The 22,382-nt window shown below is 68.7% G+C and carries 17 protein-coding genes and 2 pseudogenes; 14 read left to right on the top strand and 5 right to left on the bottom strand.

Annotation, left to right across the window (positions count from 1 at the left end; genetic code table 11):
- Nucleotides 1–24: 24 nt before the first annotated feature.
- The 7 genes and pseudogenes from DES47_RS17265 to DES47_RS29615 all read left to right on the top strand — a co-directional run.
- Nucleotides 25–1,629 (top strand): sensor domain-containing diguanylate cyclase, encoded by a 1,605-nt coding sequence (locus DES47_RS17265; protein WP_133701964.1) that lies wholly within the window; start codon nucleotides 25–27, stop codon nucleotides 1,627–1,629.
- Between the two features lie 170 nt (nucleotides 1,630–1,799).
- Nucleotides 1,800–3,572, top strand: a complete 1,773-nt coding sequence (gene acsA / locus DES47_RS17260; protein WP_133702183.1) for an acetate--CoA ligase — start codon at nucleotides 1,800–1,802, stop codon at nucleotides 3,570–3,572.
- Between the two features lie 10 nt (nucleotides 3,573–3,582).
- The gene (gene pdhA / locus DES47_RS17255; RefSeq protein ID WP_133701963.1) at nucleotides 3,583–4,581 is read left to right on the top strand and encodes a pyruvate dehydrogenase (acetyl-transferring) E1 component subunit alpha; all 999 of its coding nucleotides are present in this window, start codon (nucleotides 3,583–3,585) and stop codon (nucleotides 4,579–4,581) included.
- Entirely contained in the window at nucleotides 4,578–5,570 is a 993-nt protein-coding gene (locus DES47_RS17250; RefSeq protein WP_243748348.1) for an alpha-ketoacid dehydrogenase subunit beta, read from the top strand. The genes pdhA and DES47_RS17250 overlap by 4 nt, the downstream gene beginning before the upstream one ends.
- Before the next feature lie 7 nt (nucleotides 5,571–5,577).
- Nucleotides 5,578–6,744 (top strand): dihydrolipoamide acetyltransferase family protein, encoded by a 1,167-nt coding sequence (locus DES47_RS17245; RefSeq protein WP_133701962.1) that lies wholly within the window; start codon nucleotides 5,578–5,580, stop codon nucleotides 6,742–6,744.
- A 45-nt stretch (nucleotides 6,745–6,789) separates the two neighbouring features.
- Nucleotides 6,790–7,026, top strand: coding sequence for an acyl carrier protein (locus DES47_RS17240; protein WP_133701961.1), 237 nt, complete (start codon nucleotides 6,790–6,792; stop codon nucleotides 7,024–7,026).
- 340 nt (nucleotides 7,027–7,366) lie between these two features.
- Nucleotides 7,367–7,690: pseudogene (locus tag DES47_RS29615) on the top strand (hypothetical protein); the annotation flags it as partial.
- Between the two features lies 1 nt (nucleotide 7,691).
- On the opposite strand, the pseudogene DES47_RS17230 reads toward DES47_RS29615, so the two are convergent.
- Both DES47_RS17230 and DES47_RS17225 read right to left on the bottom strand, forming a co-directional pair.
- Nucleotides 7,692–8,185: pseudogene (locus tag DES47_RS17230) on the bottom strand (class I SAM-dependent methyltransferase); the annotation flags it as partial.
- Nucleotides 8,186–8,209: 24 nt separating this feature from the next.
- Nucleotides 8,210–9,121 (bottom strand): Crp/Fnr family transcriptional regulator, encoded by a 912-nt coding sequence (locus tag DES47_RS17225; protein ID WP_133701959.1) that lies wholly within the window; start codon nucleotides 9,119–9,121, stop codon nucleotides 8,210–8,212.
- Between the two features lie 275 nt (nucleotides 9,122–9,396).
- Between DES47_RS17225 and DES47_RS17220 the strand changes: the two genes are divergently transcribed.
- From DES47_RS17220 to DES47_RS17200, 6 genes are all read left to right on the top strand, one after another.
- Nucleotides 9,397–10,905: a PAS domain-containing sensor histidine kinase gene (locus tag DES47_RS17220; RefSeq protein WP_133701958.1), complete on the top strand. Its 1,509-nt coding sequence runs from the start codon at nucleotides 9,397–9,399 to the stop codon at nucleotides 10,903–10,905.
- Nucleotides 10,902–11,603 carry a response regulator gene (locus DES47_RS17215; RefSeq protein ID WP_133701957.1) on the top strand — a complete coding sequence of 234 codons (702 nt, stop codon included), beginning with the start codon at nucleotides 10,902–10,904 and terminating at the stop codon, nucleotides 11,601–11,603. Before DES47_RS17220 ends, DES47_RS17215 begins: the two co-directional genes overlap by 4 nt.
- Before the next feature lie 91 nt (nucleotides 11,604–11,694).
- On the top strand, nucleotides 11,695–11,925 hold the full coding sequence (locus DES47_RS17210) for a hypothetical protein (protein ID WP_133701956.1): 231 nt from the start codon (nucleotides 11,695–11,697) through the stop codon (nucleotides 11,923–11,925).
- Nucleotides 11,926–11,968: 43 nt separating this feature from the next.
- On the top strand, nucleotides 11,969–15,682 hold the full coding sequence (locus DES47_RS29390) for a hypothetical protein (protein WP_243748347.1): 3,714 nt from the start codon (nucleotides 11,969–11,971) through the stop codon (nucleotides 15,680–15,682).
- The gene (locus tag DES47_RS17205) at nucleotides 15,568–20,169 is read left to right on the top strand and encodes a GH36-type glycosyl hydrolase domain-containing protein (RefSeq protein ID WP_243748374.1); all 4,602 of its coding nucleotides are present in this window, start codon (nucleotides 15,568–15,570) and stop codon (nucleotides 20,167–20,169) included. The genes DES47_RS29390 and DES47_RS17205 overlap by 115 nt, the downstream gene beginning before the upstream one ends.
- A 161-nt stretch (nucleotides 20,170–20,330) precedes the next feature.
- Nucleotides 20,331–20,861, top strand: coding sequence for a CBS domain-containing protein (locus tag DES47_RS17200; RefSeq protein ID WP_166652045.1), 531 nt, complete (start codon nucleotides 20,331–20,333; stop codon nucleotides 20,859–20,861).
- A gap of 15 nt (nucleotides 20,862–20,876) precedes the next feature.
- On the opposite strand, the gene DES47_RS17195 is transcribed toward DES47_RS17200, so the two are convergent.
- From DES47_RS17195 to DES47_RS29385, 3 genes are all read right to left on the bottom strand, one after another.
- Nucleotides 20,877–21,185 carry a hypothetical protein gene (locus DES47_RS17195; RefSeq protein ID WP_133701953.1) on the bottom strand — a complete coding sequence of 103 codons (309 nt, stop codon included), beginning with the start codon at nucleotides 21,183–21,185 and terminating at the stop codon, nucleotides 20,877–20,879.
- Between the two features lie 4 nt (nucleotides 21,186–21,189).
- Nucleotides 21,190–21,348: a universal stress protein gene (locus DES47_RS17190; protein ID WP_133701952.1), complete on the bottom strand. Its 159-nt coding sequence runs from the start codon at nucleotides 21,346–21,348 to the stop codon at nucleotides 21,190–21,192.
- A gap of 232 nt (nucleotides 21,349–21,580) precedes the next feature.
- The gene (locus DES47_RS29385; RefSeq protein ID WP_243748377.1) at nucleotides 21,581–21,904 is read right to left on the bottom strand and encodes a hypothetical protein; all 324 of its coding nucleotides are present in this window, start codon (nucleotides 21,902–21,904) and stop codon (nucleotides 21,581–21,583) included.
- Here DES47_RS29385 and DES47_RS29380 point away from each other — a divergent pair.
- Nucleotides 21,794–22,123 carry a HipA domain-containing protein gene (locus DES47_RS29380; RefSeq protein ID WP_243748373.1) on the top strand — a complete coding sequence of 110 codons (330 nt, stop codon included), beginning with the start codon at nucleotides 21,794–21,796 and terminating at the stop codon, nucleotides 22,121–22,123. The genes DES47_RS29385 and DES47_RS29380 overlap by 111 nt on opposite strands.
- Nucleotides 22,124–22,382 lie beyond the last annotated feature (259 nt).

The raw sequence follows: 22,382 nt of genomic DNA, 5'->3' as shown, positions 1-22,382 counted from the left end.
CAGCTCCAGGACCCACCGGTGCGGATGAACCGCCTGCTGGGTGTCGCGCCCGACCCCAGCAGCGAAGCATCGGGTCAGGGCGCGCCCACGCCGGGCCGCTATTCCATCCGCGCGAGCCTGACCGGGCTGGTGGCCGCCTGCCTCGCACCGGCGCTGCTGGTGTCCGGCTATCTCGTCCACGAGAACTATGGCCAGCATCGTGCGCGGCTTGAACGCGACGCTTTGCTGCAGGCGCGCGGCCTGGCCGCGGCCCTGGACCGCGAGTTCTCAGGGGTGGTGTCGGGCCTGCGGGTCCTGTCCACCTCCCCGGCCTTGGCAGTCGACGACCTGCGCGGCTTCCACGAGCGGGCGCGCGGCGCCCTGGCCTTCCAGATCGTCGACAACTACGTGATGACCGACCGGCAGGGTCGGCAGCGGGTGAACACCCTGCGCGACTTCGGTGAGCCCCTGCCCGAGACCGGAACGCCGGCCGAGTTGCAGCGCGTGTTCGAGACGGGCAAACCCGTGGTGACCGACATGTTCATCGGCCCCGTGACCGGCAAGCCGGTGATAGCCATCGGCGTGCCGGTCTTCCGTCAGGGTCAGGTCGTCTACAGCCTCAATGTAGGGCTGTCGCTTGAGCGCATCGCCGAGGTCCTGAACCGCCTGGCCATGCCGGGGCACTGGGTTGCGGCCGTGCTTGACGGGACGGGGACGATCGTGGCCCGGACGCGGGACCCGGAGAAGTATGTCGGGCAGAAGGCGACCGCGGACGTGATGGAACTCCTGGACACCGAGCCGGCGGAAATCACCATCAGCTCACGAAGCATGGAGGGCATTCCCACCTATGCCGGCCTGGCACGCTCGTCGGTGTCGAACTGGAGCGTGGTCGTGGGGGCGCCCCGGTCTGCCGTGGAGGCCGGTTTCTATCGCTCCATCGCCTGGCTGCTCGCCAGCGCAGCGGCCGCCTTTACGGTGGGTCTGTGGGTCGCGGCTTCACTGAGCGCCCGCATCAGCGGTTCGATGCGCGCCCTGGTCGAGCCGGCGCTCTCGCTGGGCAGCGGGAGCCCCACGGAATACCTGCCCCCAAGCCGCCTCAAGGAAACCGAAGCCGTGTCCCGAGCGATCGTACAGGCAGGCCGCATGCTCAACGATGCACGACGTCAAGCGCGGCACGACCCGCTCACCGGACTGCCCAACCGCCTGCTGTTCGACGAACTGGCGAGCAATCGACTTGCCGAGGCGCATCGCCATGGCACCAGCCTGGCCACGCTGGCCATCGACCTCGACCGATTCAAGGCCGTGAACGACACGCACGGCCATGAAGCGGGTGACACCGTGCTGATCGCGGCGGCGTCGCGCATCGCTGGACTGCTGCGCGAGTCGGACGTGGTGGCGCGGCTGGGCGGCGACGAGTTCGTCGTGCTGCTCGGCGATGCGGGCCAGGGCGAAGCGGAGCATGTGGGAGGCAAGCTGGTCGCCGCCCTGAGTGCGCCGTACCCTGGCGTGGTGCCCGAGGTGTCGTGCAGCGTGGGCATTGCCCTGCATCCGAAGGACGGCCACACGGTTGCGGAGTTGTGCCTTCATGCCGACCAGGCGCTCTACGAGGCCAAGCGCACGGGCAAGCGGCGCGTGATTGTGTACCGTTGAACGATGCGCCGGTGCCGCTCTTGGGTGCAGCCCTGGGTACCAACAGAAGCAGCAGCAGGCCCAGCGCACGACGCCCCCCTGGGCAATCGCGGGCAGGCTTGATCATTCGCAAGCCTGACCGCCACGCCCAGGGCGAGTATCAAGGCCCCGTTCCCATGAGGCGCACGATGATGGATGCCCAAGGACCCGTGGTCAGCGTGATTCACAAGCGCACCCACCAGCGGCTCGAGCCCAATCTGGTCGACTATGAGCGCACCGTCGCCGAATTCGATTGGACCAAGGCGGCCCGGCTGCTCGACGGCCTGCCCGGCGGCGCAGGACTGAACGTGGCGTATGAGGCGGTGGACCGTCATCTGAATCATGGGCGCGGCGACCGCACGGCGCTGCGCTGGCTGGGCAGGGAAGGTCAGCGGCGCGAGTTCAGCTACACCGACCTGGCGCGGGTGACGAACCAGTTCGCGAACGCGCTGGAAGGCCTGAACGTGGCGGCCGGCGAGCGGGTCTTCGTTCTGCTGGGGCGCCTGCCCGAGTTGTATGTGGCGGTACTGGGTGCGCTCAAGGCCCGCTGCGTCGTCACCCCGCTGTTCTCCGCCTTCGGCCCCGAGCCGATCGCCACCCGCGCGGAGATCGGCGACGCCCGCGTGCTCGTGACGACGCCTGAGCTCTACAAGCGAAAGGTGCAGGGTCTGCGCCCTCGCCTGCCGGGCCTCAGGCATGTGATTCTGGTGGGTCAGGCGCAGCAGGACGAGCCCGGCGTGTCCGCGTGGTCGGAGCTGGTCGATACAGCCTCCCCCGAGTACACCATCGCCCCGACCGATCCCGAAACCATGAGCCTGCTGCATTTCACCAGCGGCACCACCGGCCGGCCCAAGGGTGCGATGCATGTCCATGCAGCGGTCCTGGCGCACCTGGTCACCGGCCGGTACGCCCTGGACCTGCACGACGATGACGTGTTCTGGTGCACCGCCGACCCGGGTTGGGTGACCGGCACCAGTTACGGCATCATCGCGCCCCTGGTCTGTGGCGTGACGAACGTGGTGCTGGAGGCAGAGTTCGATGCACAGACCTGGTACGGCATCCTGGAGCGTGAACGGGTCAACGTCTGGTACACGGCCCCGACCGCCATTCGCATGATGATGAAGCTCGGCGCCGAGGCGGTGAAGGGTTTCGACCTGAGCGCCCTGCGCTTCATGGCCAGCGTCGGCGAGCCGCTGAACCCGGAGGCGGTGGTCTGGGGCCAGGAGGCATTCGGCATGCCCATCCACGACAACTGGTGGCAGACCGAAACCGGGGGCATCATGATCTCCAACTTCGCAGCACTGGACATCAAGCCGGGCTCGATGGGCAGGCCGCTGCCGGGCATCGGCGCCGCGATTGTCGAGCGCGACGGCGCCGACCTGCGCTTCATCGCCGAGCCCATGGTCGACGGCGAACTGGCCCTGAAGACGCCCTGGCCGTCGATGATGCGGGGCTATCTTCATGAGGACGAGCGCTACCGCAAGTGCTTCGTCGACGGCTGGTACCTGACCGGCGACCTGGCCCGCCGCGATGCCGATGGCTACTACTGGTTCGTCGGACGGGCCGACGACGTGATCAAGTCCTCCGGCCATCTTATCGGCCCCTTCGAGGTGGAAAGCGCGCTGATGGAGCATCCGGCCGTGGCCGAGGCCGGCGTGATCGGCATCCCGGACGCGATGGCCGGTGAGGTGGTCAAGGCCTTCGTCGCGCTCAAGCCGGGACGGGAACCCGACGAGGCGCTGCGGCGCGAACTGTTGGGCCATGCACGTCAGCGCCTGGGCGCCGCCGTGGCGCCAAAGCAGATCGAGTTCCGCTCCAATCTGCCCAAGACCCGCAGCGGCAAGATCATGCGCCGCCTGCTCAAGGCGCGTGAGCTGGGCCTGCCGGAAGGGGACCTGTCGACGCTGGAAAGCGACGAGAAGTGAGGTCCGACGCATGAGCGCAAAACTTCATCTCGACCGCCAGCACCTGCAGACCCTGTACCGGCAGATGCTGCGCATCCGGCGCTTCGAGTCCCGCTGCGTCGAGCTCTATCAGGCCCAGAAGATCAGGGGCTTCCTGCATCTCTATGACGGCGAGGAGCCCGTGGCGGTGGGCGTGATGGCAGCGCTGCAGGAGGGCGATGCCGTGCTGGCGACCTATCGCGAGCACGGCCAGGCGCTGGCGCGCGGTGTGCCCATGACCGCGCTGATGGCGGAAATGCTGGGAAAGCAGGAGGGCTGCTGCCGCGGCAGGGGTGGCTCGATGCACATCTTCGACCGCGAGCGCCGCTTCTTTGGCGGCAACGCCATCGTCGGCGGCGGGCTGCCGCTGGCCGTCGGCATCGCCATGGCCGACCAGCAGTTGCGGCCGGGGACCGTGACGGTCTGCTTCTTCGGCGAGGGCGCAGTGGGAGAAGGCGCCTTCCATGAGAGCATGAACCTGGCGGCGCTCTGGAAGCTGCCGCTGCTGTTCGTCTGCGAGAACAACCTCTACGCCATGGGCATGCCGCTGGCCGAGGCGGAGTCGCAGCCGGAGCTGTACCGCAAGGCCGAGGCCTACCGCATGGCCGGGTCCCAGGTCGACGCCATCGACCCGGTGCGCGTGGAGAACGCCGCGCGGCTGGCGCTGGATCTCGTCCGCGCCGGCAAGGGGCCCTACCTGCTGGAATGCCGGACCTACCGCTTCCGCGCGCACTCGATGTTCGACACTCAGGCCTACCGCAGCCGCGACGAGGTCGAGCAGTGGAAGCAGCACGACCCTATCGTTGCGCTGCGCACCTGGATGCAGGACAACCACCAGCTCAGCGAGGCGGAAGCCGCCGCAATTGATGCGGAGATTGCCGCCGAACTGGATGCGGCGGTGGCCTTCGCCGAGGCCGGCACGCTGGAGCCGGTCGAAGCGCTGGAACAGTTCGTCCTGATGGATCGCGTTGTCCAGGAGACGCAGCCGTGAGTGATAAATCGTCCAGGATGAGCTACCGCGAAGCCTGCCGCCAGGCCATCCGCGCGGCGCTGCAAGCCGATCCGCGCTGCTTCGTGATGGGCGAGGACGTCGGCCGCTACGGCGGCTGCTACGGGGTCACCAAGGGCCTGCTGGAGGAATTCGGACCGGATCGCGTCCGCGACACACCGCTGGCCGAGAACGGCTTTGTCGGCGCTGGCGTCGGTGCGGCACTGGCCGGCCTGCGACCCATCGTCGAGATCATGACCTGCAACTTCAGCCTGCTGGCCCTGGACCAGATCATGAACAACGCGGCCAGCCTGGCGCATATGTCGGGCGGACAGTTCGCGGTGCCGCTGGTGATACGCATGGCCACCGGTGGCGGGCGGCAGCTGGCGGCCCAGCATTCGCACAGCCTGGAGGGCTGGTACGCCCACATCCCGGGCCTGAAGGTGCTGGTGCCCGGCACGATAGAGGACGCCCGCCACATGCTGGCCGCCGCGCTCGCCGACCCGAACCCGGTGCTGATCTTCGAACACATCGTGCTTTACAACGTCGAGGGCGAGCTGGACCCGGCGGTCAGCGACGTCGACATCGAGCACGCACGCGTGCGCCGCAGCGGCTCGGATCTCAGCCTGGTGACCTTCGGCAACAGTCTTCCCAAATGCCTGGCGGCGGCCGATCTGCTGGCCGCCGAAGGCATCTCCGCGGAAGTGATCGACCTGCGCGTGCTGCGCCCGCTGGACATGGCGACGGTCGCTGCCTCGGTCGCACGCACCCATCGCGCGCTGATCGTGGACGAGGGCTGGAAGAGCGGATCCATCTCCGCCGAGATCGCGGCGCGTCTGGCCGAGGACTCGCTGTACGAACTCGATGCGCCGGTGCGCCGGATCTGCAGCCGGGAGGTGCCGGTGCCCTATGCCGCGCACCTGGAGGAGGCCACTCTGCCCCAGGTGGCCGACATCGTGACGGCGGCGCGCGCGCTGCTGCGGCCGGCATAGGCAGCCCATGGCCGATTTCCTGATGCCCGCCCTGGGCGCCGACATGGAGACCGGCACGGTCGTCCAGTGGCTGGTGAAGCCCGGCGATCGCGTCAAGCCCGGCGATGTCGTGGCCGTGGTCGAAACCCACAAGGGGGCCATCGATGTCGAGATCTTTCTCGATGGGGTGATCGACCATCTGGCCGCGCTGGGCGCGGCCCTGCCGGTGGGGGCGGTGCTGGCGCAGGTTCAAGTGGCGGACGGGGCGCCTGCCGGCACCACCACCGCGCCGGCGCCCGCCAGGCCGGCCCAATCCGTGCCCGCGGTCACGCATCAAGGCCCGCGGATTCAGGCCACCGGGGGGCCGTCCCGCCAGCGGGTCAGCCCGGCAGCGCGACAGCGCGCACAACAGCTGGGTGTGAAACTGTCGGGCCTGCAAGGCTCGGGCGCCGACGGCGCAGTGACGCTGATCGACATCGAAGCGGCGCGCGCGAAGGCCGGCGCGCCGCAGCAGCGGAGCGCGGCCTTCGATCCGGCCCAGATGCGCAAGGCCATTGCTGCCGCCATGAGCCGCTCCAAGCGGGAGATTCCGCACTACTACCTCGCCGACACCATGGACTTCTCGGCCGCCCACGACTGGCTGCAGGACTGGAACCGCGATCGTGCGCCCGAGCAGCGCCTGCTCGAGGCGGCGCTGCTGCTGAAGGCCACGGCCCTGGCCCTGCGCGGGGTGCCGCAGTTCAATGGCCTGTACGAGCAGGGGAGTTTCTCCGCTGGCACGGGCATACACATCGGCTGGGCCATCGCGCTGCGCGGCGGCGGGCTGATTGCGCCGGCCATCCACGATGCCGACCGGCTCACGCTGCCCGAGTTGATGGCCGCGCTGCGCGATCTGGTGCAGCGCGCCCGCGCCGGCGGGCTGCGCAGCTCCGAAATGAGCGACCCGACCGTCACGGTCACCAGCCTGGGCGAGCGCGGGGCCGAAAGCGTGCTGGGCGTGATCTACCCGCCACAGGTCGCCATCATTGGATTCGGGCGTGTCCTGCAGCGCCCCTGGGTGGTGGACGGCCAGGTCGTCGCGCGGCATGTGGTGAAGGCCAGCCTGGCCGCCGATCACCGGGTCAGCGATGGCCATCTGGGCGGCAAGCTGCTGCGAAGCATTGACCAGGCATTGCAAAGCCCCGCAACCCTTTGATCATGGACAGGCGCAACCGCCGCCGCTGACACGATTGGACCCAACATGAACGAGACCGCCATCCGCAGCTTGGTACAGGCCGTGCTGGCCGACATCGCCCCGGAGGCCGATCTGGCCAGCGTGGGGCCTGACGAAGATCTGCGCTCGGCGCTGGACCTGGACTCGATGGACTTTCTGAACTTCATCATCGGCATCAGCAAGGGCAGCGGGGTGAGCATCAAGGAGGCGGACTACCCCAGGATTTTCACCCTCAAGGGACTTCTGGACTACCTTGTGCGGTAGCCGCAGCGAATGGCGAGACGTCCCTGCCCTCACCGCTGCGCTCGAATCGCGGGTGCTCGGCCTGGGGCCGCGCAGGCAGCAGTCAATCGTCGTGAACTAACGCACGGTTCTTGGTCGGATGCAGGGTGGGTACGTTGACGGTTCTCAACGCGCCCTGATCCTGGCCCGATCGCTGGTGACCGGCCTTGTTGCCAGGCGCCTCTCGGACAGCCAGCTGGCGGCATCGGCCCCTTCCCCCACACCATCGACATAGAGGCGACAGCCGATGCGAGCCTCGAATTGATGCAGCTCAACTCACGCGCGGCCAGGCCTTGATACACCCCGGCAGCGCCCCAGCGAGGAGCGTCATGTGCTGCGGCGATCCGAACTGAAGGCCAGGATGGCCCTGCTGCTGGGAGGACGGGCGGCCGAGTTGTTGGTCTTCGGCGAACCGTCCACCGGCGCGGCCGACGATCTGGCCCGCGCCAGCGACCTGGCGCGAGACCTGGTCTTGCGCTTTGGCATGGATGAGGCGCTCGGGCCGGTGACCTATGCCGACAAGCCCGTGGACATGCTGCTCGGAGAGCAGCATGTCCACGGGCAGCATTGGTCCAGTGAAGGAAGAATGCTTGGATCGGCCCCGCGCCCCGATCTGAAGGCGCTGAAGCAGTCGCTGTGCTGGTAAGGGACTGGGCGCCGCGCGGGCTGCGCCCCTGCACCGAGCCGTCCGCACGGGCCGCCAGCAGCTGATAGAGCGACAGCCATCCCTGCTCGAAACTCATCGCCGAGCCCGCCAGGTACATGCGGTAGGCGCGCACACGGGATTCGTCGGTGAGTTCACGGGCCCGCTCGAGCTGGCGCTCCAGCGCCTCTGACCAGTCCCACAGGGTCCGGGCATGGTGGAGACGCAGGTTCTCGGCATCCAGCAGTTCCAGCCCACCTCGGGCCAGGCTGGCGCAGACATGCGAGACATGGCTCAGCTCGCCGCCCGGGAAGATGTGGTTCCGATGTAGTCGCCAATGCCCGCGCCCAGCTGCCGGTTGTCGATTCCGCCGGCCGTGATGCCATGGTTTAGCATCAGCCCGCCGGGCCGCAGCAGGCCGGCCAGCTTGGCAAAATAGCCCGGCAATTACCCATGGACGACGTGCTCGAACATTCCGATCGAGGCAATACGATCAAAGCGCTCCGACTCGGGCAGCGCGCATCAAGATACGCTGCCCAGCGAAGCAGCCGCGCGCCAGATCTGTTCGCGACCAGCTGTCCGAGGTCTGCGCGCGGGCCGGGAGTCCGACACCCGGCCCTGCGGACGTTCGACGGCGGATGCCCGTGCGCGATCAAGCGCCATATCCAGCAAGCCCCGCGTATTGGACGCAATCTGTTGCAGCAGCGCGGCATCAAGAATCTCCACCTCACGGTTGTCCACCTGCAGGCAACCCCAATCGGCAAGCATCGTGAACGAGCGGCTGACGGTCTCGTGGGCGACGCCGAGGTAGCTGGCGATGTCGCGCCGACACATGCGCAGATGAAAGCGCCGTGCCGACTGCCCCATGGCCTGCATGCGTTCGGACATCTGCAGGACGAAGCGCGCCAGCCGAACCTCGGCCGACACCGCCGCCATCAGGCCCAGCGACTCCCCCTGGCGCTGCAGCTCCAGGCTGGATGCCTTCTGCAGCAGCGGCCCGAAGGCTGGAAAAGACCCCATCAGGGACCGCAGATCCTGGGTCTGGACGGCGAGCAGGCGAGCATCCTCAAGGGCCACCGCGGAACTGGGATGGCGACCCATGCAGACGCCGTCATAGCCCAGCAGGTCACCACGACCGGCGAAGCCCAGCACCTGCTCATAGCCATCCTCCGCCGTGCGCACGCGCTTCAACGATCCGCTGTAGACGAAGTAGATGCACTCGACCATCTCGCCTTCATGAAACAGTGCGGCATCGGTGCGCAGCTGGCGCATGGCCAAAGGGAATCCATTGCTGGCGCTGTCGACGTGCGGCGCGGCTCCGAGCAAGCCCAGCAAATCCGACAGGCTGTACGGCAGATGAATGTTCACATCCTGCAGGCCGTTCGCCCTGCCTGGCATCGCATCGGCAACGGTATCAGTCACGATTGAATACATGGGCCACTCCCGTCGAACTTAGAAGCTTGAACAAGTCAGTCAAGGATGCGTGCCGGTAGTGCCCGGCGCCATCGGCGCGGGCCGCTGCGCGACCTCCGACCATTCCGCGCCGGCTTCCTGCACTCTGGCTGTCGATTCGGACTATTCCGATCACGCAACAGCCCCCTGGCCGCCCCGATTCGCACTTGCGCTAGGTCAAGACCCTGCACCAAGGGCGGGCGCAAGCTGTTCATTCAGTGAAGCACAGGCGTATCAGCCACTTCGAGGGGCAGGCAATGGACCACCAGACCACCGCGGATCGCGAAGCACTCTCACTGGCGCTTCGGCTCAGCAATGCCCGCGTGCTGCAGGCCGTGCAGCAGGCCCTCATCACCGTGGACGACGCGCAACGGGTGGTGATGTTCAATACCGCCGCACAGCGCATGTTCGGCTGCACCGAGGAGCAGGCGATGGGCAGCGAGCTGAGCCGCTTTCTGCCCGAGCGCTATCGGGCAGGCCACGCCGAGCAGGTTCAGACGTTTTGCGCGTCCGGCACGGCATCGAGGCAGATGGGGCAGAACGCCGACCTGCGCGGCCTGCGCGCCGATGGCACGGAGTTCCCGCTGGCGGCCACGATTGTGCGCAGCGCCTCGCCGGTCGGCATCACGCCAGCGGGGCCGACGCTGTTGAGCGCCCTGCTCAGCGATCTCAGCGGCGAGCAGTGTCTGCTGGCCGAGCTGGACGCTCTGCGTCAGCAGTTCCAGAGCCTCTTCGAGGCCGCTCCGGTCGCCATCATCGTGGTGGAGCAGACACGTGTGGTGCTCGCCAATCAGGCCAGCGTCGACATGTTGCGCGCCGGGCACATGACCGAGTTGCTGGGCCGCTCCATACTCGAATTCATCGAACCCAAGGCGCATCGGGCCCTCAACGAGGCTATTGAGCACGCGCTTCTGCATGCCGGCGAGATCAGCACCGTGCAGCAGCCCCTACGCTGCCTGGATGGCAGCACCCTGAAGGTGGAAATCGCGGTGGTAGCCTTCGAGCACCCGGCGCGGGCGGCCGCACAGCTGGTGGTCACCGATGTCACCTCGCACAGCACATCGCTGGAAGTGCTGTTGCGCTCGGGCGACGCCTTGCGGCGCCTGTCCGGCAGCTTGATAGACGCCCGGGAGGAAGAGCGGCGGCGAATCTCGCGCGAACTTCATGATGAGTTGGGGCAGCGGCTGTCGGCGCTGAAGATGGGCTTGGTCGGCCTGGGCACCGAGTTGCACGGGCGGGCCAGCCAGAAGCAGCTGGAGGCGATGCTGGGGACGCTGGATGGCATCGTCGCGGCGATGCGCCGGATTGCCGCCGACCTGCGACCGTTGATGCTCGATGACCTCGGCCTGAACGCGGCCATCGAATGGCTGGCACACGAGTCGGCGCGCCGTCTTGGGCTAGAGGTGAGTGTCGATCTGGACGAAACCGAGCCTCCGGCCGACCACCGCATGGCCACCGCGCTGTACCGCATGGTCCAGGAGGCGCTGGCCAACGTCGGCAACCATGCAGGGGCGCGTCGTGTCTGGATCTCCCTGCACCGGGTGGGCGAGGTGATCGAGCTCACGGTATGGGACGACGGGATGGGTTTCCCGGATCCGATGCCGACCCGCGACGATGCCTTCGGTCTGCTTGGCATGAGCGAGCGCGCCGCGCTCCTCGGCGGCCGACTGGTGTTCGACAATGCTCCGGAAGGGGGGGCACGCGTGCGCGTCCAGCTGCCGCTGAGTGGTACCGAGGCCGCCGCGACCGGAAGGGCCACGCCATGACGCATGTGCCTGCCGCCGGCCTCGCAGCGCCGCTGCGTCTGCTGCTGGTCGACGACCACGCACTGGTTCGCGACGGCCTCAAGCGCATCCTGCAGGCCCACGATCCGCAGTGGTCGGTGGACGAGGCGAGTTCGGGCCACGAAGCGCTCGAATGGCTGCGCAAGCAGTCGGCCGACGTGGTGATTGCCGACCTGTCCATGCCGGGCATGAGCGGTTTGGACCTGGTCTCCCGGGTGCGGCTGAACTATCCGGCGACGCGCGTGCTGGTCCTCACCATGCACGCGGAGGAGCAGTACGCCCTGCGCGCCTTCAAGGCGGGTGCCAATGGCTACCTCACCAAGGACAGCGCCTCTACCGAGCTGGCCCGCGCCGTGGCCAAGCTGGCGGCAGGAGGCAGCTTCGCCTCAGAGAGCCTGGCCGAACGGGTCATCCGACAGCTCAGTGGCAGCGCGTCGCCACCCAGCCACGATCAACTCAGCAACCGTGAACTCGAGGTGCTGAGGCGCCTGGTGGCCGGACAGCGCCTGATCGATATTGCCGACGACCTCCACCTGTCGATCAAGACGGTCAGCAGCCACAAGACGCGCATCCTCGAGAAGCTGCAGCTGCCCAATCTGGCGGCCCTGGTGCGCTATGGCATCGAGCATCAGCTGGACGATGTCGACAGCCGTCCGGGTGCCCTTGACCAAGGCTTCTGAGCCTCGCTTGAGCGCACTCAATCCAGGATGCGCCGCCGCTGCTACCTTGATGGCATGACGCGGCATCGCCGCCTGACTCGGGAGAGTTCGCATGACACCTTATTCAAGCGCATCCACCATGGCCTGGGACACCGTGCGCGCCAGCATCGAACTGGATCATCTGGCCCTGGCAGAGCAGCTGCGCCATTGTCACCCGCGCCGCAGCCCTTGGCGGACATTGCTGGGGAGCTGCGAGCGCGCGCAGGCATTTGTCGCAAGGCGGGCCGTCTCCCTGCTGCTGCTGGCCCTGGTCGTGAGCGCCTGCGGCCAGCTCTCGGTCTGACCCTATGCCATGGCAGCGCGCTGGCGCCGGGCGCAGACCCGTCGTGCCGGCCCTGCGAGCCGAAGCGCTGGCCCTGCTGGATGCGTCGCAGGGGTCCGTGCAACCCCCGGTGCGTGCCCAGCTGTTCGGCGCCGAGCGCTTTCGCCAGCACGGCATCAGTCTGGCCCAGGCTCAGCGCATAGAGCGCCGACGCTGGCGACGGCGTGCCCGCGCACCGCAGTTCTTCCCGCGCATTGCAGACAATCTGCGCAACCTCGACCGCTCGCTCGCCTATCTGGAGCTGCTCGACCGTGAAACCGAAGGCCTCAGCCCGGCGGCCGAGTGGCTGCTCGACAACTTTCACCTGATCGAGGCACAGGTACCCGAGATCCGCAACGGCCTGCCCCGCTCCTACTATGGCAGGCTGCCCAAGCTGCGCGAGGCGCCGTTGCTGGGCCTGCCGCGCGTCTATGGCATTGCCTGGGCCTTCGTGGCCCACACCGATGCCAGCTTCGACGCCCAGCTGCTGGAGCAATTCCTTGGCGCCTATCAGCAGGTCGAACTGCTGACGCTGGGCGAGCTGTGGGCGATCCCGGCCACGCTGCGGGTGGTGCTGCTGGAGAACCTGGCCCGCCTGGCGGAAAGCGTGGCCGGCCACAAGGCCGCGCAAGACGCGGCCGACTGGTTCTGCGACCATCAATCCGAGCTGGCCTCCGACACACTGCCATCGCTGGCCACGCAGCTGCAGGCGCGCGGGCTGCAAGCCAGCTTTGTCGCGCAGCTGGTGCAGCACGTGCGGGGCCGCCCCGGACTCGACGCCCTGCCCTGCCAGAACTGGCTGCAGCAGGCGGGCATCGACTTCGATGCCGCGCTGGCCAGCGCCCAGGACCTGCACGCGGCCCAGAACGTCAGCGTCAGCAACGCCGTGTCCGCCCTGCATGCCATCAACCGCCTGGACTGGCGCGCCTTGATCACCAGTGTCAGCCCGGTGCTGCAGCAACTGCAGCAGCACCCCGGCTTCGTCGCCGACAGCGATCTCACGCGCGACCACTGCACCCATGAGGTGGAACGCCTGGCGCGGCGTCTGCGGCGCACCGAGCTCGAGGTGAGCCGGCAGGTGCTGGACCTGTGCGAGGCCGGAGCCCCGGCCCGCGGCCCCTCGCACTGGTTGATCGGCGAGGGCCGCGCCGAACTGGTGCGCGCACTCGGCGGCAACCTTGCCACCCTGGAGAACCCGCTGCTGCAATGGCCCTGGCGCCTGCGCGGCACGCTCTATGGCGTGACGCTGCTGGGCGGCAGCCTGCTGCTGGCCTGGGGCCTGCTGGGCCTGCCGCAAGCCCGGCCAGGGCCGCCCTGGCTGGTCTGGCTCGGCTGGGCCCTGGCCGCCTTCGTCGGCTTCGAGTCCGTGCTGGCGCTGGTGAACCGCTGTCTGGCCGAGTCGGTGCGGGTGCACAGGCTGCCGAGGCTGGCCCTCGAGGAGGGCTTGCGTGGCGAGGACGCCTGCCTGGTGGTGATTCCCTGCATGCTCGGAAGCGCCGGTTCGGTCGCGGCACTGGCGCAGCAGCTGGAGTTGCACTATCTGGCCAACCCCGAACAGCATGCCCGCTTCGCCCTGTTGAGCGACTGGCCCGATGCGCTGCAGCAGCGCCAACCCGATGACGCGCCCCTGCTGGAAGCCGCTTGCAGCGCCCTGCAGGCGCTGAACCGGCGCTACCCGGCAGCCGCCGGCCAGCCACCGCGCTTCGGCCTGCTGCACCGCGAGCGGCGCTGGAATCCGGCCGATCGGGTGTGGATGGGCTGGGAGCGCAAGCGCGGCAAGCTGGAGCAATTGCTGGCCGCGCTGGCCGGCGTGGGTGAAGCCGACACCGCAGCCTCGCCGTTTCTCGATCTGGGCCCGCTCAGCAAGCTCACGCCCCACACGCGCTACCTCATCACGCTGGACAGCGATACCGGCCTGCCACCCGGCACCTTGCGCGACCTGGTGGCGGTGGCCGCGCATCCGCTCAACCAGCCGCAGTTGGATCCGCGCAGCCGCCGTGTCGTCGCAGGCTACGGCATCCTGCAGCCGGGTCTGGTCGCCCCGCTGCCAAGGCCCGGCGCCCTGACACGGTTCGGCTGGCTTCAGGCCGGGCCCTGGGGGGTCGACATCTACAACGCCGGCAGCTCGGAGATCCATCAGGATGTGTTCGGCCTCGGCAGCTTCAACGGCAAGGGCCTGCTGCATGTGCAGGCGATGCACCGGGCGCTGCAGGGCCGGGTGGCCGAGAACCAGCTGTTGAGCCACGATCTGTTCGAGGGCATCTGGGCGCGCGCGGCCCATCTCAGCGACGTGAGCCTGGTCGAGGCCCAGCCCATGCATCCGGAAGTCGCCGCGTCGCGACAACACCGCTGGACCCGCGGCGACTGGCAGCTGCTGCCGCTCTTCGGTGCCGTGCTGCGCGGCCGGGTCGGCCTGTTGAATCTGTGGAAGCTGATCGACAATCTGCGCCGCAGCCTGCTCGCCCCGGCCGGTCTGCTGCTGCTCTGGCTGGCCTGCGGGCCCGCGGTACTGGCCCCGGCCCAGGCCTTGGGACTTGTGCTGGCCGGCCTCGGCCTGGGCCCCGTGCTCGGTGCGCTGGCGGGCCTGCTGCCGGGCCGGCGCGATCTGGCCCTGCGACACTTCATGGCCGAGGGGCTGCGCGACCTGGCCCGGGTGCTGGCCGGCACGCTGTGGCAGTTCGCCACGCTGCCGCAGGCCGCAGCCCTGCAGGTCGACGCCATTGCGCGCGCGCTATGGCGCAGCCATATGAGCCGGCGCCATCTGCTTCAGTGGACCACCGCCGCCCAGGCCGAGGCCCAGGCCTGGAGCGGATGGGCCGGCTGCTGGCGGCGCCATGCCGGCATCAGCCTGCTGGCCATGGCCTGGGCCGGCAGCGCGGCCCTGTGGCCGGGCGCCCATCCGGCCTATCTGCTGGGGCTTGGCCTGCTCTGGTGCGGCGTGCCGGTCTGGTTGTGGATGGCCAGCCGGCCCCTGCATGCCCGGCCGACACCGGGCTCATCCGGACTGGATCCCGGACAGCATCGCTACCTCTGGCAACTGGCGCGGGACACCTGGCGCTTCTTCGAGGTCACCGTCACCGCCGCTGACCATCACCTGCCGCCCGACAATCTGCAGCTCGAGCCCGATGCCATGCTGGCGCGGCGCACCTCGCCCACCAATATCGGGCTCTACCTGGCCAGTTGCTCCAGCGCGGAACGGCTGGGCTTCATCGACACACCCGAACTCGCGCAGCGGCTGCAGGACACGCTGGACAGCCTGGACCGGCTGCCACGCCTGCACGGCCATTTCCACAACTGGATAGACACGGCCAATCTGCAATCACTGCAGCCTCACTACATCTCCACCGTGGACAGCGGCAATCTGGTCGCCCTGCTGTGGGCCTGCGCGCAGGCCTGCCGCGAGCGCGCTGACACCCTGCAGCCCCAGGCTCCGCCGGGCTGGCCGAGCGGCTTCGCGCCCTGGCCACGCGCATGGACGCATTCGGCGAGGCGACGGACTTCGGATTCCTCTATGACCGGCGGCGGCGCCTGTTCCGCATCGGCTTCCGGCCGGCCGAAGCCAGCCTGGATCCGGCCTACTACGATCTGCTGGCTTCGGAATCACGGCTGGGCAGCTTTGTGGCGATCGCCAAGGGCGATGTGCCCCGCTCGCACTGGCAGGCCCTGGGTCGCCCCTTCCTGCCGGTGCAGCGGCGACCGACGCTGCGCTCCTGGTCGGGCTCTATGTTCGAGTACCTGATGCCGGGCCTGCTGATGCACGAGCCGGCGGGCGGGCTGCTGCAGCGCGTCAGCGCGACCGCACTGCGGGCGCAGAGGGCCTTCGGCGAGCGTCATCGGGTGCCATGGGGCGTTTCCGAATGTGCCTACTTCGAGCAGGATGCCAGCTTGGCCTTCCAGTATGGTCCCTTCGGTGTGCCCGAGCTGGCCATGCGGCGCACGCCGCTGGAGGAGCGGGTGATCGCGCCCTACGCCAGCCTGCTGGCCCTGCCGCTGGACATGGCGGCCGCGCTGAACAATCTGCATGGGCTTGAACGGCTGGGCGCCCGCGGCCCCTATGGCTTCATCGAAGCGCTGGACTTCAGCGCCGCCAGGCGCAGCGAAGGCGCCAAGCCGCAGCGCGTGGCCACCCACATGAGCCACCACCAGGGCATGGGTCTGCTGGCCCTGTGCAATCTGCTGTGCGATGGCGCACCGCAGGGCTGGTTCGGACGCTCTCCCAGGGCCCGGGCGCACGAGATCCTGCTGCACGAGCGCATGCCGCGTGCGATCGTGTTCCAGTCGCTGGCGATACCAAGAATGCCGCATCAGCATCAGGCCGGAGCCGAACCCGGGGCGGCGCGCAACATCGATCCGGCCACCGGGCCCAGCACCGCGATGCCAACGCTGCTGCTGGGCAATGGTGGCTACAACCTGTGCCTGCGACCCAACGGGGCCGGCCAGAGCCGCTGGCGCGGTCAAGCCATCAACCGCGGCCGTGACGATGCCCTGCGCGACCCGCTGGGTCAATGGCTTTTGCTGCGAAGGGCCGGGGCCCCGACCTTTCATTCGCTGACGCTGGCGCCCTGCGCCGATCCGCAAGCCCGCTACCAGACACGCTTCTTCGCCGACCACGCCGAGTTCGAGGCCAGGTCGGCGCTGTGGGAGAGTTCCATCGATGTCTGGGTGAGCCCCGACGATGACGTCGAGTTGCGCAGCCTCAGCCTGCACAACCTCAGCGATGATGCGGCCGAGTTCGAGTTGCTGAGCTTCTTCGAGGTCGCGCTGACAGCGCAGCGCGCCGATGAATCGCACCCCGCATTTGCCAAGCTCTTCGTCCGCGCCCATGGCACCGACCCGGGATGCCTGCTGCTGGAGCGCCGCCCCCGCCTGGAGACCGAATCCGGGATGTGGATGGCGCACTTCCTGGCCGCCGAGGTCGGCGGTGAATCGCCCGGCGCAGGCAGCGAGAGTGATGCCTCCATCGCTGGGCTGCAGGTTTCATGCGACAGGGCCGGCCTGCTGCCGCGCTGTGGCGGCCTGGAGCAACTCGGCAGCGCCGACGATGCGCCCGATGGCAAGGTCGATACCGGCCTGGACCCGGCCGCCAGCCTGCGACTGCGCTTGCGCCTGCCGGCCCATGCGCGCCGCACGCTGACCTTTGGCACCGCGGCCGCGGCCGATGCCGCCGGCGTGCTGGCCATCGTCGACGAATACCGGCAGGCCGTGCATCTGACGCAGGCACGCCTGAAGGGCGCCACGCTGGCGCGCATACGGCAACGCGAGCTGCGCCTCAGCATCGCCGAGTTGCAGCTGATGCAGGACCTGAACACGCCGATGACACTGAGCTGTGCGCGGCCGCGGCCGGCACCCGAGGCCCCCCTGGATCGCCGCGCGCTGTGGCGGCTCGCCATCTCGGGCGATCGCCCGATCGCCCTGATATGGATAGACAGCCTGCAGGGCATGCGCGTCGCCCGGCTGCTGATGACGGCACACCGTTTCTGGGACATGCACGGCCTGTGCGGCGATCTGGTGCTGATCAACGCAGAGCCACCGTCCTATCTGCAGCCGCTGCAGCACCAGCTCCTGGCGCTGCGCCAGAACGTCGGGCTCGAGCCCCATGCCCTGGCCGAGCGCGGCGCCATCCACCTGCTGCAGCAGGACCGGCTCGAGCCCGGCGAGCTGGCGGCGCTGCGCGCCTGCGCCCGTATCGACTTGCGCGCCGACGGGCGGTCCCTGGCCAGGCTGCTGGCCGACGCACACAGCCCGGGCCGGAGCCCGCAGCCGGTGCTGATGCTCCCGAGGCCGCCGCTTTGCTGGCCGGTGCTGAGCCGGCCTGGCCGCTTCAGCGCAGACGGCCGGGCGTTCGAATTCGAGGTGGACGCCAGACAGCTGCCGCCTCGCCCCTGGTGCAATGTGCTGGCCAATGCCGACATGGGTTGCGTGCTCAGCGAGACCGGCGGCGGCTACACCTGGGCGCGCAACAGCCGCCTGCACCAGCTCACGCCCTGGAGCAACGATGCCCTGCTCGATCCGCCCGGCGAGCACCTGCTGGTGCTCGACGAGGCCAGCGGCCAGGTCTTCGGCCTCATGCCCGGCATCGATCGCAATGGCGACGCGGGCTACCGGGTCGAGCATGGCCCGGGCCACAGCCAATTCATGCAGCGGCGCGCTGAACTGGAGATCCGCACCGAGGTGATGGTGCATCCGCCCCTTGCCGCCAAGTGCATCCAGGTGCACATGAGGTCCACCGGCGAAGCACCGAAGCGGCTGCGCCTGCTGGCCATGGTCGAGTGGGTGATGGGCGCGCAGGCGCGCGACCGCATGAGCCTGCTCACCGAGTCGCTCGCCGATCCGCAGCTGCTGCTGGCACAGCAGCTCGATCACAGCGGCGGCTTCGGCGCCGGCTGTGCCTACCTGATGCTGGCCGGCGCCCCGGTGCTGGACTGGACCTGCGCGCGCGATGAATTCTTTGCCAACCATGGCGCCATGCAATGGCCTCAGGCGCTGGGCCGCCAGCAGGGATTCGGCCTGGACCCCTGCGCGGCACTCGCCACCTCCGTGACCCTGATGCCCGGCCAGACGTTCAGCTGCAGCTGGGTACTGGGCTATGGCCCCGGTCGCGAGGCCGCGCTGGTGCAGGCCGCGGCCCTGGGCGCGCCGGGGGCGCTGCAGGGCTGGGCGGGCGATGTCGACAGGCACTGGCGGGAGCTGCTCTCGGCCGTCACGGTGCAAACGCCCGATGCCGGCTTCGATGCCCTCGTCAACCATTGGCTGCTCTACCAGACCCTGGCCTGCAGGCTCTGGGCCAAGGCCGGCTTCTACCAGGCCAGCGGTGCCACCGGCTTTCGCGACCAGCTGCAGGACGCCATGGCCCTGGGGGTGTGCAGGCCGGCGTTGTTGCGCCAGCAGCTGCTGGTGCATGCCGCGCGACAGTTCCCGCAGGGGGATGTGCAGCACTGGTGGCATGAGCCCGGGGGCGCGGGCGTGCGCACGCGCTTCAGCGATGATCTGCTGTGGCTGCCCTATGCCTTGCAGCACTACCTGCGTGTCAGCGATGACAGCGCCCTGCTCGACGAGCAGCTGCCCTTCCTGGCCGGCGCGGAGGTACCGGAGCATGCCGAGGACGCCTACTACACACCCGAGGCCACCGAAGCCTCGGCCAGCCTCTACGAGCATGCGGCCCGGGCCATCGACCATGCCCTGCGCTGGGGCGAGCACGGCCTGCCGCTGATGGGCTGCGGCGACTGGAACGATGGCATGAACCGCGTCGGCCATCACGGCCGCGGTGAATCTGTCTGGCTGGCCTGGTTCCTGCTCGTGATACTGGCCGACTGGCCCGCGCTGGCGCGTGCGCGCCAGGACGACGCGCGCGTGCAGCGCTGGGAGGCTGCGGCGACCGCCCTGCGGCGGGCGCTGGCCGAGCATGGTTGGGACGGCGCCTGGTACCGCCGGGCCTACTTCGACAACGGCCATGCGCTGGGCAGCAGCGCCAATGCCGAATGCCGCATCGACCTGATCGCCCAGGCCTGGAGCGTGTTTGCCGCACCGGCCGGCGATGCCCGCGCCGCACAGGCCATGCGGAGCGTCGACGCCCTGCTGGTCGACCGGCAGGTCGGGCTGATACGGCTGCTCGATCCGCCGCTGCAGCTGGCGGCCGATCATGCCGGCTACATCCAGGCCTATCCGCCCGGCGTGCGCGAGAACGGCGGGCAGTACTCGCACGCCGCCGCATGGGCGGTGCTGGCCCAGGCCAGGCTCGGGCATGCCGAGCTGGCCTGGGAGTATTTCCGCATGCTCAGCCCCGCACACCGGGCCGCCGACCTAGCAGGGCAGCGTCGCTATGCCATCGAGCCCTATGTGATGCCGGGCGACACCTACAGCGCCGCGCCCTATCAGGGCCGCGGCGGCTGGAGCTGGTACACCGGCTCGGCCGCCTGGATGTACCGGGCGGCGCTGGAAGGCCTGCTCGGGCTGCAACTGGAAGCGCGGCGCTTCATGCTGCAGCCCTGCATCCCTCCCGAATGGCGCGAGCTGCGCATCAGGGTACGACACGGCGGGGCGCGGTTCGAGCTGCTGCTGCGTCGCCAGGGGCCGGAGCGGGCCGCCCCCCCGGCATCGACCCGGCAGATACGGGCCGGTGAATGGATGGCCTACGACGACTTGCCGCCGGACCAGCTTCTTCTGCTGGTGCTGCCCACGCTCCCCGGCCGGGAGGAGCCATCGGCCCCGTCAGCGCCCAATTCATGACTCCGACCTCCGAGCTCACGCCGTCGACGGCGGGCCTGGCTTGAGCAGGCGCAGGCGCGCGCCCTTCCCTCACTCCGTTGAGCGGACGCAACAATGCCGCCCCGCCGCGGGGCAAGATCTCATTGTGGATGCTGCGGCGTCCTGGGTTGATGGAGCGAGCCATGCAAGTTGGAGATCTATGCAAACGCCAGGTCATCAGCATCGAGGAACAGGCGACCCTCGTCGAAGCGGCCCGCCTGATGCGACAGCATCACGTGGGGGCGCTGGTGGTGACCAGCCGCGACGCGCAGGGCAGGCATGTCTGCGGCGTCGTCACCGATCGAGACCTGGTGCTGGATGCCCTCGCGCGCGAGGTCCAGGATGAGGATTTGCGGGTGGGTGCGATCGCGCACACCACGCTCGTGCTGGTTTCCGAACACGCCGACATCGGCGAGGCCGTCCAGGCGATGGAGCACAGCGGCGTGCGCCGGCTGCTCGTCAAAGGCAGCAATGATCAGTTGATCGGCATCCTATCGCTGGATGATCTGATTGAGGCCTACTCGGCCGAGCTGGAAACCCTGGTGCGCATCATCCGCAGCGGCATGGCCCGCGAGGCGCGGGCAAACCAGCTTGCAGCCGCACCGGCGGACCAGCCGCTGCTGATTCCGTCGATCGGACGCGCGACCTGGGCCAGCGTCGTGGTGGGAGTCTAGGGACGCTGCAGCCGCTCAGAATTCGAAGGGCTCCGAGGTTGAGCGCTCATTGGAAGCGGTCTCGGCTTCGGCGTCTGTCCAGGCCCCTACTTCGACCGAGCCGGTGGTCGTCAAGGCCCGCTCCTCGTCACCGCGGAGGATGCTCTGATCAAGCTCGAAGCTCTCTGCCATGTCGACGGCAGTTTCGAGGACGGGATTGTCCTGCCCTGCGGGCCAGCCGCTGACCTCGGCTTGGGCAACGGGCGAAGCGATAGGCATGTGTCCGCCGCCCGAGGCTGGCTTTCTCAAGCGCCCCTTGGCGCGGCTTCGGCGCTCGGGTTTCATGGCTTCATTTCACCAGCAGCACCGGCACCGCGGCCAGATGCACGACACGCTGCGCCACGGACCCGATCAGCACGCTGCCCAGAGCGCCAATCCCGCGCGTACCCATGACGATCTGATCCACACCCGCCTCGGTGGCCGCGCGCAGGATCTCCGGCGCCACCATGCCCGTCACACCGCCTCGATGGCGCGCTGCGAGTGCTCGGATCCATCCATGGCGATCAAGAGTCTCAACATGTCCTGCTCCGCTGCCTGTGTCTGGGCAGGCTATCAAGGTCGGCTCGGCAGCCGTTGAGCGGGATCAACGGGCCGTGGAGATGGCATGGCCACGGCGGCCAAGTCCCGCGGCGATGATGCTGCGCAAGGGCGTCGCCTTGGCCGCAGAGCCATCGGACCGCTCAGGGCCGACGCACCGCCTCGACGCAGCGTGCGCGCGACGAGGCGGCAATCAGGGCAACAAGTTCCCGCTCCACGAGCTCGACCAGACCCGCGAGGAACTCGACCAACGACTGGCCGAGCGCGACCAGATTCGACTGGCAATCTGGGATGGCAAGGTCCGCCTGTCCATTGCGGGCGTGCAGGATAAGTTGATGGTCTGCATCGACCGCCCGATCGACGACAGCGGTCGCCTGTTCCTGGTCGAACCGCCGTTGGCTTCGACGCACATCCTCCAGCCTGAGCCCTGCCGCCCGGTGACCCCTCATCTCGTCGTCGACGAGCACTTTTGTATGTCCTTGGCCGGGCGCATGGCGCTGCCGGTGGCAGCGGTGAGCATCTACCGGACACCGAGGCCGGTGCTGGTTGTCGAACGGTTTGACCGCGTTGTCGTCAACGGGGGCAGGCGGACACGATCAGGATCGTCCTTCGGACGGCGGCCGCGCTTGTCCCTGTCGTACTGCAGCAGCAAGTCGGCAAGGCTCTTGCGCTCCGCCTCTCGATAGTCAACGAACGACCGCTTGGCGATCTCGCCTTCGCGCTCCCTGGCCCACTGCTCGGCCATGGCCTTGTTCGGGAAGGTCTCTGTCAGCGACGGTGCGCCGATGATCCGGATTCGGACCTGCCAGGCAAGCGTCGAACGGCGCCTGACGGTAACGCCCTCGATACCCAGGCTCCGGTAGTGCGCTGCCAACCCCTCGGCGTCGCGTTGATCGCTGAACGTGCGATCGAGTCGCTGGGGACCCGCTTGAAGGGCTTGAAGGG

This window comes from Roseateles toxinivorans, assembly GCF_004362525.1.
Lineage (GTDB): Bacteria > Pseudomonadota > Gammaproteobacteria > Burkholderiales > Burkholderiaceae_C > Paucibacter > Paucibacter toxinivorans.
This window is presented reverse-complemented; position numbering and strand designations above follow the sequence as displayed.

Coding starts and splice junctions, on each gene's coding strand:
- DES47_RS17265 (WP_133701964.1), top strand. CDS start 25: ATGAACCGCCTGCTGGGTGTCGCGCCCGACCCCAGCAGCGAAGCATCG.
- acsA (WP_133702183.1), top strand. CDS start 1,800: ATGGATGCCCAAGGACCCGTGGTCAGCGTGATTCACAAGCGCACCCAC.
- pdhA (WP_133701963.1), top strand. CDS start 3,583: ATGAGCGCAAAACTTCATCTCGACCGCCAGCACCTGCAGACCCTGTAC.
- DES47_RS17245 (WP_133701962.1), top strand. CDS start 5,578: ATGGCCGATTTCCTGATGCCCGCCCTGGGCGCCGACATGGAGACCGGC.
- DES47_RS17240 (WP_133701961.1), top strand. CDS start 6,790: ATGAACGAGACCGCCATCCGCAGCTTGGTACAGGCCGTGCTGGCCGAC.
- DES47_RS17225 (WP_133701959.1), bottom strand. CDS start 9,121: ATGTATTCAATCGTGACTGATACCGTTGCCGATGCGATGCCAGGCAGG.
- DES47_RS17220 (WP_133701958.1), top strand. CDS start 9,397: ATGGACCACCAGACCACCGCGGATCGCGAAGCACTCTCACTGGCGCTT.
- DES47_RS17215 (WP_133701957.1), top strand. CDS start 10,902: ATGACGCATGTGCCTGCCGCCGGCCTCGCAGCGCCGCTGCGTCTGCTG.
- DES47_RS17210 (WP_133701956.1), top strand. CDS start 11,695: ATGACACCTTATTCAAGCGCATCCACCATGGCCTGGGACACCGTGCGC.
- DES47_RS17200 (WP_166652045.1), top strand. CDS start 20,331: ATGCAAGTTGGAGATCTATGCAAACGCCAGGTCATCAGCATCGAGGAA.
- DES47_RS17195 (WP_133701953.1), bottom strand. CDS start 21,185: ATGAAACCCGAGCGCCGAAGCCGCGCCAAGGGGCGCTTGAGAAAGCCA.
- DES47_RS17190 (WP_133701952.1), bottom strand. CDS start 21,348: ATGGTGGCGCCGGAGATCCTGCGCGCGGCCACCGAGGCGGGTGTGGAT.